This is a genomic window from Mycobacterium sp. SP-6446, from assembly GCF_001954045.1.
In the GTDB taxonomy this organism is placed as follows: domain Bacteria; phylum Actinomycetota; class Actinomycetes; order Mycobacteriales; family Mycobacteriaceae; genus Mycobacterium.
Map to the genome: position 1 here is coordinate 1 of NZ_MBEM01000045.1, position 12,050 is coordinate 12,050.

13 protein-coding genes, 1 tRNA gene and 1 pseudogene are annotated in these 12,050 nt (G+C 66.9%); 5 read left to right on the forward strand and 10 right to left on the reverse strand.

Annotated elements, in window-relative coordinates:
* Positions 1–184 (forward strand): annotated as a pseudogene (engA, locus tag A5736_RS03560) (ribosome-associated GTPase EngA); the annotation flags it as partial.
* A gap of 142 nt (positions 185–326) precedes the next feature.
* On the opposite strand, the gene A5736_RS03565 reads toward engA, so the two are convergent.
* Both A5736_RS03565 and A5736_RS03570 read right to left on the reverse strand, forming a co-directional pair.
* Positions 327–956, reverse strand: a complete 630-nt coding sequence (locus A5736_RS03565; protein WP_076244561.1) for a sensor domain-containing protein — start codon at positions 954–956, stop codon at positions 327–329.
* Positions 957–1,290: 334 nt separating this feature from the next.
* Complete coding sequence (locus A5736_RS03570; RefSeq protein ID WP_158070257.1) at positions 1,291–1,932, reverse strand: sensor domain-containing protein; 642 nt, start codon at positions 1,930–1,932, stop codon at positions 1,291–1,293.
* Between the two features lie 485 nt (positions 1,933–2,417).
* On the opposite strand from A5736_RS03570, the gene A5736_RS03575 reads away from it, so the two are divergent.
* Positions 2,418–2,491, forward strand: a tRNA-Pro gene (locus A5736_RS03575).
* A 40-nt stretch (positions 2,492–2,531) separates the two neighbouring features.
* On the opposite strand, the gene A5736_RS03580 is transcribed toward A5736_RS03575, so the two are convergent.
* The gene (locus A5736_RS03580; RefSeq protein ID WP_076244563.1) at positions 2,532–3,356 is read right to left on the reverse strand and encodes a nickel-binding protein; all 825 of its coding nucleotides are present in this window, start codon (positions 3,354–3,356) and stop codon (positions 2,532–2,534) included.
* 409 nt (positions 3,357–3,765) lie between these two features.
* Here A5736_RS03580 and A5736_RS26205 point away from each other — a divergent pair, with 409 nt between their 5' ends.
* Together A5736_RS26205 and A5736_RS03585 are read left to right on the forward strand one after the other, a co-directional pair.
* Positions 3,766–3,924, forward strand: a complete 159-nt coding sequence (locus A5736_RS26205; protein ID WP_175611172.1) for a hypothetical protein — start codon at positions 3,766–3,768, stop codon at positions 3,922–3,924.
* Positions 3,917–4,396, forward strand: a complete 480-nt coding sequence (locus A5736_RS03585) for a pyridoxamine 5'-phosphate oxidase family protein (RefSeq protein ID WP_076123031.1) — start codon at positions 3,917–3,919, stop codon at positions 4,394–4,396. Before A5736_RS26205 ends, A5736_RS03585 begins: the two co-directional genes overlap by 8 nt.
* 215 nt (positions 4,397–4,611) lie before the next feature.
* Here the strand turns inward: A5736_RS03585 and A5736_RS03590 are convergent, their stop codons facing one another.
* Complete coding sequence (locus A5736_RS03590; protein WP_076244565.1) at positions 4,612–5,631, reverse strand: TIGR03617 family F420-dependent LLM class oxidoreductase; 1,020 nt, start codon at positions 5,629–5,631, stop codon at positions 4,612–4,614.
* Between the two features lie 93 nt (positions 5,632–5,724).
* Here A5736_RS03590 and A5736_RS03595 point away from each other — a divergent pair, with 93 nt between their 5' ends.
* Positions 5,725–6,048, forward strand: coding sequence for an STAS domain-containing protein (locus tag A5736_RS03595; protein ID WP_076123033.1), 324 nt, complete (start codon positions 5,725–5,727; stop codon positions 6,046–6,048).
* On the opposite strand, the gene A5736_RS03600 is transcribed toward A5736_RS03595, so the two are convergent.
* From A5736_RS03600 to A5736_RS03625, 6 genes are all read right to left on the reverse strand, one after another.
* Positions 6,045–6,932, reverse strand: a complete 888-nt coding sequence (locus A5736_RS03600) for a hypothetical protein (protein WP_076244567.1) — start codon at positions 6,930–6,932, stop codon at positions 6,045–6,047. The two genes, A5736_RS03595 and A5736_RS03600, sit on opposite strands and share 4 nt — an antisense overlap.
* 5 nt (positions 6,933–6,937) lie before the next feature.
* On the reverse strand, positions 6,938–7,558 hold the full coding sequence (locus A5736_RS03605) for a TIGR03085 family metal-binding protein (RefSeq protein WP_076244569.1): 621 nt from the start codon (positions 7,556–7,558) through the stop codon (positions 6,938–6,940).
* A gap of 39 nt (positions 7,559–7,597) precedes the next feature.
* Positions 7,598–8,272, reverse strand: a complete 675-nt coding sequence (locus A5736_RS03610; RefSeq protein WP_083667121.1) for a hypothetical protein — start codon at positions 8,270–8,272, stop codon at positions 7,598–7,600.
* A gap of 51 nt (positions 8,273–8,323) precedes the next feature.
* Positions 8,324–10,144 (reverse strand): serine/threonine protein kinase PknE, encoded by a 1,821-nt coding sequence (locus A5736_RS03615; protein ID WP_076244571.1) that lies wholly within the window; start codon positions 10,142–10,144, stop codon positions 8,324–8,326.
* Between the two features lie 96 nt (positions 10,145–10,240).
* Positions 10,241–10,540 (reverse strand): hypothetical protein, encoded by a 300-nt coding sequence (locus A5736_RS03620; RefSeq protein WP_369805029.1) that lies wholly within the window; start codon positions 10,538–10,540, stop codon positions 10,241–10,243.
* Positions 10,541–10,733: 193 nt separating this feature from the next.
* A complete protein-coding gene (locus tag A5736_RS03625) occupies positions 10,734–12,044 on the reverse strand; it encodes a PPE domain-containing protein (protein WP_076244573.1) in 1,311 nt (436 codons plus the stop codon).
* Between the last annotated feature and the right edge of the window lie 6 nt (positions 12,045–12,050).

Below are 12,050 nucleotides of genomic sequence, written 5' to 3' on the forward strand. Positions count from 1 at the left end.
CATCCTGTTCGCCACCCAGGCCACCGCGCGCCCGCCGACGTTCGTGCTGTTCACCACGGGTTTTCTCGAGGCCGGGTATCGACGGTTCCTGGAACGGCGGCTGCGTGAGACGTTCGGGTTCGAGGGCAGCCCGGTCCGCATCAACGTGCGGGTGCGCGAAAAGCGGGGCGGCAAGCGCCGCTGAGCTCTAGGACCAATCGGGCCGAAAGTCTCGATCAAAAGCGATGCCGGCTGGGCAGGTTGGGCATCAACACGACGCCGGAACGCCCTGAGCTGATCATCGGGCCGCCCCGGGTGTCCATTTCAACCCTCTGACGTTACGACGCCTATGAGCTTCGGGCGTCGATTTTCTTGTCGACAGCGTTCACGAACTGTGGCACCGCCGATCCCGACACGTTTCGTCCGCAGAGATCAAGGTCCATGACGACGTTGTTCCGGGCGCTGAGGGCGCGCTGGCAGTTCCAGCCCTGAGCCTCTTGAACCAAGTCCATCGCGAGGATGCCGCCGGTCCGCGACACCGACCCCGTCTTCCAGAACACGTTGCGGGGATCATCCATATTGACGTTTCGGGTGTTCAGCTCGCGATCGGCGCACCTCTGCCAGTCCGTCGCGGCATTGCCAACAAAGTTGTTCGCAGACGGCGCGTCCGGGAAGGACACGACCGCTTGAATCACCCGCCATCCCTTGGCGGGAGCATCGCCAAGTTCCTGCGTCCGAACTGCAGTCCAACCGGTCTGCCCATACGCCTTCTGCTCTGCCGCTTTCAACACACCGACGCAGTCCTCGTCGACGATGGGTGTGTCGGCCATTTTGTCTTGAACCGATTCGCCGGACATCGATTCGGCGCCCATAGCATGGGCGGCTTCCTCCGCAGTCAGCAGAACATCCGGGAGTGCGGAGGCGGCCAGGGGCCCGCCGCCCGAGTGGGCCGGCCGGTACACGATGACGGCGACCAACAGTCCGACCGTCAGGGCCGCGGCGGCGCTCGTCAGCCACCACCACTTGGCGATCGACTCACCTAAACGGCCTGGGGTCGCCGCCTGGTTCGGCCAGGAGCCAGGGCCGGGCCGAGGCAGGTGTCCGGGGGCGCTCTGGTAACCGAACGGTGGCGCATATCCCGGGCTTGCCGGTGGCGAGGGTGGGGGACCGCTGTAGGCCGGGGCACCGGAAGTGCCCTCTTGCCTGCCTCCCGGGCCGCTGTCCCGGTCGCCCGGAACGCTCATGCCTTACCTCCTGGGCGCATCGAAGCGGTGCTGGTCATGGCGGGCCGCGCGCGGCCGTCGCGGCTGTTCACGAGGTGGGGATCCGGGAGGCGACTTTGTTGACGAGTTCGGGGGCTTGACCGCTGCCGCCGTAGTCGCACACCCTCATGTCGATCACAATGTTGCTGCGCGGCATCAAGGCGCGCTGGCAACCCCATCCGGTCCCGCCGGTCTTGTCCCAGGAGACCAGCAGCGTGTTGTCGACGACCCGAGGGTCGCCGACGGCGATGGTTCCGCCCTCGTGGCGGTTCACCAAGACCTCGGTTCGAGCGCAGTGATCCCATTTCCTCGTCAGGTCCTCGAAGACGGCGCCGGCGTCTTTGGCAGTCGGGAAGGCGACCAGCGACTGCAGGGTCAACTTCACGTACACGTCACCCTGTCCGTGGAGTTCGGCCGACTGCGCGTCGATGAAGCGGGTGTCGCGATAGACCTGCGCCATGCCCGGAGCCCAGATGCCGGCACATTCGGGCGGGTCGGCGGTATCCATGAATAGGCCGTTGTTGCTCTGGTAGAGCGTCATTCCCTGCACGTGCAGGATGTCGCCGGCCTCGGCAGGGCTCAACAGAAGATTCTTCAGATCTTCCGGGTGGACCAACCCCGGTGTCGTGGGCACCGACAGCCCGGGCGGCTCACGGTGTGATGACGCCGCCGCCGATGGACCCGAGGTCATCACACGGCTCATGAGGATAACGCCCAACACGGCCGAGGTGACCGTCAGAATGGCCGTCGTGAGGATCAACCATCGTTTGGCGCCAGAGGGTGGGGCTGGCCGCGGGCTTGGAGGCCACGGAGGCGGCGCGCCGGCCGCGGCCGGCTGGTAGCCGCTCCATGCAATCGGCTGTCCCGGCGCATACAGAGCGCTGGGTGGGCCGACGCGGTAGCCGCCCGGCGGGGGCGGGGCATTGCCCTGATTCGCCGGCGGTTCACTACTGCCACGCGCCGGGCCGTTCGCCATCATTGCGGTCGTCCCCCGAAGTTTCTGAGCGAGCACAGCAGCCCGCCTGCGATCGTGAGCAGGATTCTAGATGGCAACGGGGATTGGAGTTTGCGGTTTGTCCGCCTGCAGGTTCGCCGGGTTGGTCGGAGGCCGCTTCGCTGTGTTCCGGGGTGTCTGCGGTAGGCTTTCGACCTGCTGCCGGCCATTCGGGCGGCATCCGGGCTGTGGCGCAGTTTGGTAGCGCACTTGACTGGGGGTCAAGTGGTCGCAGGTTCAAATCCTGTCAGCCCGACGAGCTACTCAACATCATGCCGACCGTCGCTGCGGCTTTCCTAATTTGGCCAAGCCACCGCGTGTGTCAGGACGGGCTGCTCGAAGCCTTTGAGGCTGACTTCGCCGAGATTTTGGAACGAGAGCTTTTTTCCTTCGCAGAGTTCGGCGACGACATTTGAAACCAGGATTTCTTCGGGCCGCGCGTGGGCGCACAGCCTAGCGGCGAGCTGGACCGTGCAACCAAAAAGGTCGTCATGATGTTCGACCGGTTCTCCAGCCGCAATGCCGACCCGCAATTGGAACGCGTTCGCCTCGTTTTCTTCGCCGTGTTTCCTAATCTCCTGTTGAATCCGAGTCGCGCATTTGACCGCAGCGGCGGCGGACGTGAATGAGGCCATGATGCCGTCGCCCAAATGCTTGATTTCATTGCCGCCCATCTCGGCGAGCTCCCGGCGGACGATGGAATCGTGCGCGTCGAGCACCTGCATAGCGGCTTCGTCGCCCATCTTCCGAGTCAGCGAAGTGGACCCGACAATGTCGGTAAACAGGATTGTCCTAATCGCGGGGTCTCGTGCACCTTGCAGCATGACGGCGCCGCTGGCATCCAGTTCGCTGCCGCCCATGAACAGATCGGCGACGCCAGGTTCGACTTGAATAATTTTTTCCGCTACCAGGCCGTGGGCTTCGCGATGGACCGCTTCGGCGGCTTCCTCGCTGGGTCCGTGACAAAGGCAAAACACCTTCCCGGCTTTTTCGTTGACCCAATACTTGTGATAGCTGACGCCGTACTTTTCCTGGACGGCAAGGTCCTGGGCATGGGCCTTGGCCAAATCTGCCCGCGTGATGCCGCCTGGAAGTTCGTGAATGTCCATGTAATACGGCATAAACAATCTTACGACGCCTTCGCCACGCCAGCCCCATCCGCGGGGGCAGCGGCCCTCGCTGGGGTGCCACCGCCCGGCTGCAGTCCTTTGCGCTGGTCAATCGGCTACGAAAGCCATTGCAAGACAGCGAAATTCGGGCGACATCCGACTGAGGGTCTTCGGAGGGGGTTTCATCGCTGGGGATCCAGCCCCCGGTGTAACCAATCGATGGCGCGGTGGTGACGTCGATCTATTGCGACACCGGTGATAATGCTGAAGTGGTGGTTTGGTGATACGGAGTCGACGATGCCGCGCGACCCGCCAGCAGGCCGTCCGCGGGCGACGGAGCCGGACGCCGATTGCATGTGGGATCGGGTGAGGCGTGCCCCTTAAGCGTGTTGACGAATTGAAGCCTGGAGACAGGATCCGCATGAAGATCGGGCACGCCACCGTCAGGGAGGTCGAATCTCTCGACGACGACCGCACCCTGCTCACCTTTGCCTATGGCACGAAGGGCGCCGCGGACAACGATCTCACCGTGGATGTCCTCGACGATGACGAGTGGGGTTGGGAGGAAGACCATGAGTGAGTTGGCTCGGGAACTCGGCCACGCCGGCGCCCAGCAGCTGCTTGCCGGTTCCATGGCCCGGCTCGCCTACAACGGACACGACGGCTTCCCGCGAGTCATCCCCGTCGGGTTCTACTGGACGGGCGAACGCATTGTCGTCTCCACGGCACCGACCTCCCCGAAAGTCCGCGCGCTTTCATCCCGCCCGCAAGTCGCGCTGACGATCGACACCGGCTCGACTCCAGAAGAGGCGAAGGCGCTCTTGGTGCGGGGCCTCGCCACACTCGAAACCGTCGACGGCGTCACCGACGAATACCTCGCGGCGGCGCGGACGTCGATGAACGAATCCGATCTTGCCGAGTTCGAAAACAACGTGCGATCGACATACAAGCAGATGGTGCGCATCTCGATCGAGCCGCTGTGGGCGCGGTTCTATGACTTTGGCGCTGGTCGGTTACCCGGTTTTCTCGCGGACCTCGTCAACGACGGTTAGCGTCTTGCTCGTCGTAATGGCGGGGCCGCTGCTTCTTCTGAACGTTGTGGAAAAGTGCCGTTGCCACGAGGGCCAGCAACACAACCGCAGGACCCACCCCGACGCCATAGCTAAACAATCCGTCCATTTTCCCCTCCTGACTGTCGCCAGGGTAATAGCGCACCGGCTACGCCGTCCCGGAATTGGCGAAGATCACAGGCAGGGGATCGAAGCAGTCAGAACCGGGTCGATATGCGCCGCGCGACCTCGCCGTATCGCTCGAAGCGCTCGGGATCGGCGAGGGCGTTGTACAGGACGATGCGGGTGGCGATTCCTCCGTACTTGTCGACAAGCGCGTCGGCCAGGCCGTCCCACGTCGACTCGGTGGCGAAGGTGGCAATGTGGTCGTCGCTGATCTGTGCCGCCATGCCCTTGAAGTCGCCGGCCTTCTGCTTCTCGCGGATCCGCGAAGTCGTTCCCTCGAATCCGGCCTCGTCCATGATGAACGCGTAGTTGGGTGTGCTTGCGTAGAAGCTGAGGCTGGCCCGCACGAGTTCACGTTCGGTGTGGCGTGCCTCTTCGGTGTCGCCGACGATCGTGATGACCGGCACGATGACCGCGATGTCCGACGGTGTGCGCCCCGAATTGGCCGCCCCCGCAGCGATGTTGGGCGTCGCATGGCGCGCGAGATATCCGGGCTCGCCGAGCGGATGGACGTGCACACCGTCGGCCACCTCGCCCGCCATGCGCAGCATCCACGGGTTCACCGCGGCGATGTCGACTTTGGGATCGGGCGCGTCGATGGGTCCCGGGCTCCACTGCGGAGTGATGAAGTCCAGCTCGTAGAAGTCCCCGTGGTGGTCCAGTGTCGCCGACCGGAAGGCGGTGAAGCACGCTTTGACGGCGAGGACGTAGTCGCGCAGGCGCGGGCCGGGGCGATCGAAGGGCATCCCGTAGCGGCGCACCACGTGCCTGCGGACCTGCGTGCCGAGACCCAGCCGGAACTTGCCGTTGGTCGCCTCCTGGAGTTCCCACGCGGTCGCCGCCGTCACGAACGGGCTGCGCGGAAAGGCCACCGCAACGCCGGTCGAAAGTTCGAGACCGGGCGCGGCCTGAGAGGCAACCGCGGCGTTGAGATACGCGGTACGCCCCGTTTCGGTGAACAGAAGACCGGAGAACCCCGAGGCCTGCGTGCGTCGGGCAATGTCGGCGATCTGCCCCAACGGCTGCGGAACGGCCATCACATCGACCTGCATCGTCGAAAGGTACCTCCTTGCGATCGCGGGTGTGCCCGCGCACTATTCACTCCACCGCGACACGCTGGTTGACGTGCATGCGAGGATCACCTGATGGCCCCCCCGCTCACCCTGAACATCGAGCGTGGCCCCGATGGGACGCCGCGGCTGATTGCGACGGGCGAGATCGATCTCAGCAACATCAGTCAGTTCATCCATGCGCTCGACGCCGCCAGCGCGGGGACTCGCAACCCAATCACCGTCGATCTCAGCACAATCAAGTACCTCGACAGCAGGGCCATCAACGCGCTATTCGATCAAGCCGACAAGGTCGACGGCCTGCACGTCATCGTGCATCCCTTGCTGCTTCGTGTCCTGACCATCAGCGGTCTCAACAAGGTTGCGACGGTCGAAGCCGCGCCCGCGCCGTCGCCCTAGGCCAAATTTGCGCTGCCGTCGTGCAATTCGTCGCGGTGCAGATTCATCGGAGTGACGGCGGGGACGTCGCCGCCGGCTATCGCCGTCCGGGCGATCGGGGTGAGCGCCCGAAACAGGGTCTCCACCTCGTCGTCGCTCAGCGCATCCAGCGCCGACAGCGCGAGCGCGTCGGTGCTCGATTCGATGTGGTCCTTCAGCTGCCGGCCCGCCGCGGTCAGTGAGCCGTCGCCGTCGAGCAGGCCCCGCTCGGCGAGCCGCTGCTCCTGCTGGCGCCACGCGTCCTCGTCGTAGTCACGGGTGCGGGCGATGTACTCACGGGGGACTTTGCCCGCCGCGGCGTGCAACACGTTGGATTCCCGACCGGAGATGCCCGCCGCGGCCAGTACGGCCACATGGCCGTCGCCGCGCTGCTCGCGCAACAGCGTCGTCGCGTGCCATAGCGCGGCCAGCGGATCGTCGGGCCACGGCAGCGCCAGGTTCGCGGCGAACAGCGGCCGCCCGTCGAAAGGGGCCTGCCGGGCCGCCTTTGCCGCCAATTCGGCTGCGGTGCGGACGTTTTCGTCGGCGGTGATGCCGTAGCGGCTCAGCGCCGCAACCGCGGATTCCTGCCGGGCGTGCAGCGCGGCTTCCGGACCCGCGATCTCCCATGCCGCCGGCAGGGCCTTGGCGACGCGCTCCGGCGCGAAGTTGTAGAAGGTCGCGGTCACCACCTCCGTCGGTACGATTCCCAGCGGCGCGGACCGGGCGGCGAAGTAGCCCATCCAGAAGCCGCGGTAACCCAGGCCATCCAGCGCCGCCCGCGCCTCGGGCGCGAAGTACGTCACCGCGTGCACGGGCTCGAATCGGTCGTAAAAGCGTCGGGCAAGCCGCGGTTCTCTGGGCATGGCGGCTACAACCCCTTGGGCGCGTCGCGAACCGCTTGGACCGCGGGCGCATCGCCCGCGAAGTCGACTCGGGCCTGGCGCCCGACGGCGAACAGCAACAGCTCCTCTGGCGCGCCGGTGACCGTGACGGCCGGGCCCCGCCCGGCGGTCAGCACCGTCTTGCCCTCCGGGGTGCGCAATGCGACGCGGCCGGGGACCTTCGCCAGCGTCAGGCGTGCCATCAGTGGCAGGGTGCGACGCAGTTTGGAGGCCAGCGCCGGCTCAAGCCGCCGCGGCTCCCAGCCCGGCTGCGCGCGCCGCACATCCTCGTGGTGGATGAACATCTCCGCGACGTTGGCGACCGGATCAAGCAGTTTGAGCGGCGAGTAGACGGGCGGGCCGGATGCGACCTTGTCCAGCAGCTCATCCCAGCCGCTGCGTTGGACCACGTCCTTTTGCACCTTGTCGGTGCGGGCGGCGAAGAGCGGGATGACAATGCCGGGCGCGGCGTCGAGGCGGTATTCGCGAATCACCAGGTGGGCCGCGAGATCCCGGGTGGTCCAGCCTTCGCACAGGGTGGGCGCCTCGGGCCCGACGCTGCGCATGGTTTCGACGAGGGCGGCACGTTCGCGTTGAGCAACCGACACCCTGTCAGCCTAGAGGCTCGCCAGATCGGCGGAAGCGCCTCAGCGGTCCTTTGTGACGACGGCCGAATTGTGGTTGGGGGCCCAGGCGCGCTCGAACGCCACGATCGGTACCCGCTCGTCGCGGCCGGTGTCGATCCCGCTGTCGTTGAGGTGCACCACACCGGCCTTGGTGTCGATGCCGGTTACCACCACAAAGTGGTTGGCCCAGTCGCGCCTGCCCGGTCGGTTCCAGATGGTTTCGGCGTTGAGGATCACGACGACCTTGCGCCTGCCGGCCAAATCCTGCTCCAGCGCGTTGATATTGGTCTGGATGTTCTCGGCCCTGATCCAGTAGTGCCAGAACAGCGCCGGCAGGTCTCGGATGTCGGTGTTGCCGGAGGGCCTCCAGATCGGTCCGGGACCCGCTGTGCTGGGGGCGGTTTCGGCCACCGCCGTGATCCGCTGCTCGGTCGGTTCGCGGCCGGTGATCTGGCCGACCGCGTCGGCCACCGCCATCTCCGCGCAGTCCGAGGAGTGTTGCTTGTGCCAATAGGGCGCGGCCGCACCGGGGTCGCCGTACATGCCCAGCTCGTAGTCGGCGTCGGGGACGGACATGCCGGTTTCGGCGTGCGCCCCGCCGGCCGATGCGACCCACGACACGGAGACCGCCCCACACACCAGGGCGACGACGAGGCACGCCGCCGTCGCGAGCGTGGCCGTCGTGGTGCGCGCCATGCAGGGATCATCGACGGAGAACAGGCCAAAACGCCGCAGCGACTCGCGGGATTACCCGATGAGCTTGGTGAGCCAGGTCGCGTCCTGATAGTTGATCGCCTTGGTGCCGTCCCACACGAACGGGGTGCCCGTGGCGTTGAACCCGGCCAGTGTCGTGTCTCCCGCCCCGGCCTTCGCTTTGGCGGTGGCGATGTCCTCGCCCGACTTGATGCAGTTGATCACGCTCGGGTCGACGCCGACGGTTTTGGCCAGCTGGGCCAGTTCGCCGTCGGTGCGATCCTGCGCGGCGTTCTCCGCGGGCTGAAAGTTGCTCGCGAAAAGCCCGGTGTAGAAGGCGCTGTAGAGCTTCGGATCATTTTGCGCGGCAACGCAATACGTCGCCGCCACCGCCCGGGTCGAGTAGTCCTTGCTGTGCGACCTGTCGTCGAGGAAGTTGAGCAGGTGATAGCGCACCGCGAGCTTCTTGTTGTTCACCGCGCTGTCGATATCGCCCGCATTCGACCGGATGAAGCTGCCGCATGGCGGACAGATGGGCTCGTTGAAGATGTCGATCGTCGTCGATGCCGCCGAGCTGCCGACAAACACGCCGTCGTCGAGCACTCGCAACTCGACGGCGTCGGCCGGCTGCGGCGGCGGCGTCGGCGCGGGCGGGGACGCCTTCCGCCACGGAAGGGCGACAACGAGGACGACGCCGACGACCGCCACCGCGACGACGGCGGCGATGCCGACCCAGAGCCAGGGCTTATAGCTGCGCTGCGGCGGCTGGCCCCACGGCGGGGCACCCGCGCCCAAATCGCCTGGCGCCCAGGCGGGAGCGCCGCCCCATCCCGTCGGCTGTGGCACCGGTCCGCCGGGACCGACCGGTGAGCCCGTGGGCGAAGCCCAGCCCCCGCCCGGTGTCGGTGGCGTCGGCGGTGCGTGGGTTGCGACAGCGGGCGGCGACGGAGCGACACCGCCGGGGGGTTGGCCGGCGAACGCGGCGGGCCGCCCGGCCAGTTGGCTTCGCTGCAGGATGTCGGTGGCGCGATCCTGATCGGGTGTGGCCAGCGCCGCGTACGCGGCCGCCGACAGATCACCGCAGGTGGCATAGCGGTCCGCGGGCTCTTTGGCCATGCCGCAGGCGATCACGCTGTCGAAGGCGACCGGAATGCTCGGCCGCGCCGCACTGGGCCGCGGGATGGCCTGATTCAGGTGGGCACCCATCACGCTGATCTGGTCGCCCCGATACGGCGGCGATCCGGTCAGGCACTCATACAGCACACACGTCAACGCATAGATGTCGGCCCGGTAGGTCACGTCGGAATCGGTGAAGCGCTCCGGCGCCATGTATTTGAAGGTGCCCACCGTGGTGCCGAACTGCGTCAGCTTCTCGTCGGAGGTGGCGCTGGCGATCCCGAAATCGACGAGGTAGGCGAAGTCATCCGCGCTCACCAGAATGTTCTCCGGCTTCACGTCGCGATGCAGCACTCCAGCGGCATGCGCGGCGTCGAGCGCCGAGCCGATTTGGCGCACGATCGCGACCGCCCGTGGCGGGGACAGCGGCCCGTACCGACTCAACATGGTCGCCACGTCCATGCCGTCGATCAGCCGCATGTCCACGTAGAGCTGCCCGTCGATCTCGCCGAAATCGTGGATCGGCACCACGTGGGGCTCCTGCAGCCGGCCCGCGGTCCGGGCCTCGCGCTGCATCCGCGAGCGAAACACCGGATCGCTGGACAGGGTCGGTGACATCAGCTTCAGCGCCACGATCCGCTCCCGCACCGTGTCCTCGGCCTCGTAGACGTCGCCCATGCCGCCGCGACCGACCAGCCGCCGCAGCCGATACGGCCCGAACTCCGAACCCTCCCGCGAATCCGCGGTCGTGTCACTCATCGCCGACTCCTCACCCGCGGTGGCGTGCCAGGCATAAGGCTAATGGTTTGGGCAACCGCGGGGCACGGTGAATGAGGAGAATGCCAGCGTGGCGGATTAGCGGTGTTCTTCGCCGCCGGTTCTGCGTTCGCTGAGGCCTTCCCGGGACAGGGCCCGGACAAATCCGTAGGCGTGCATGCCGGCGGGGCCCGGATTTTGGGTGATCCAGTCGTTGATCTTTCCCAGCGCGTTCGCCAGGTCATCGCGGCGGACCCGGACCAGGTAGGTCTTTCTGTCGTCGTTCGGATCGTCAGTGGCTTCAGCCACGGCGACGGGGTGCCGGAACGCATACGCAATCCCGTGCACCGAGTCATGATTGAGCGCCCAGTGAAGTTCGCTGGGCCGCAGTCGATTCACCGCCAGATTGCGGAAATCCTGCTCGTCGTTAGCACTGCTCACGCCCGATGGTCCTCCTGTAGAGCTCCCGGGAGAATTTCGGCGACGTGGACTGAAGGTGATGTCGCGCATGCGATTCGATGAAAGCTTCACCCCGGACCCTCTCATCATAGGAAGGTCCGCGGTTCGTCGCCTGTCGAGCGCGTCCGGCCGATCAGCGGCCGAGGAGGCGTCGTTTCAGCTCGAGGAATTCTTCTTCGGTCAGCACTCCCGAGTCGCGGAGCTCGGCCAGCTCCCGCAGCTCGGCGGCGATTCCCTTCACGACGCCGCCTCGTTCGAGCGACTCCGTGCCACTGGCAGGTGTTCTGGCGCCTTCCCGGCGACCCGTGCCGAGCGCCCCGCTGAGGGCTCGGCTGGCCGTCGCCCCGACGGCCATGTCGCCCAGCGGGCTACCGGTGCCAATGGTCAGCGCGGCGTTGGGCACGGCACCGGCGCTGGCCGTCGGCAACCCGAGCGCGGCCGGCCGCACCGCCGGGGCGGCCTCGGCGGTCCAGCCCGCGGGCACCGACAGTGCGCCGATCTTGTTCGCCCCGCCCAGGGACGCCGACGCCGTCGTCCCTCCGGCGAGGTTGGTGATCACCGGGAACGGTGTCGGCGGCACGGGTGCGTTGCCCGGCCAGGCCTGGATCCCCGCCCAGCCACTGACGATGTCGTCGGTGTGGGTACCGGTCAGGGCACCGACCACGTCGTAGGGAAGGGCCACGGAACCGACGGCAAGCCCCGCCGCCCCGATTTCCGGGTCGACAAAGATCGAGCTCAGGCTGCCCAGCAGGCTGATCACGTCAAACAGCGACAGCGGGGGGTCGGCCGCCGCCGGGGCGGCGAGGCCGGTCAGCGCGTTGGGCACAGCGGCCATCGACGAAACGGTGCTCTGCACGTTGCCGACGGCGGTGCCGGTGCTCTGGCCGACGGCGGCGGCCTGGTCGGCCAGCCCAGTCGGTCGAGTGGTCTGCGGCGGTTGGGTGAACGGCGACAGCGTGGTCGCGGACGCCGACGAAAACGCGTAGGCGTACATCGCCGCGGCATCCTGGGCCCACATTTCGGCGTACTCGGCCTCGGTGGTCGCGATGGCCGGGGTGTTCTGGCCGAAGAGGTTCGTGGCCACCAGCATTGCGAGCAAACTGCGGTTGGCCGCGATGGCCGGCGGAGGCACCGTGTCCGCAAACGCGGTCTCGTAAGCGGCGGCCGCCATCTTGGCCTGGACGGAGGTCTGCTCGGCCTGCGCGGCGGTCGCGTCAATCCAGGCCGCGCTGGTGGCGGCGGCGGCCGCCATCGAGGCGGCGGAGGGGCCCAGCCACGGGCCGGCGATCAATCCGGCCATCACCGATTGATACGCACCGGCCGCGGAACGCAGTTCGGCGGCCAGCGTGTCCCAAGCGGCGGCGGCGGCCAGCATGGGGCCCGACCCAGCACCGGCATACATCCGCCCGGAATTGATTTCCGGTGGCAATGCCGCGAAGTCCATCGCTAC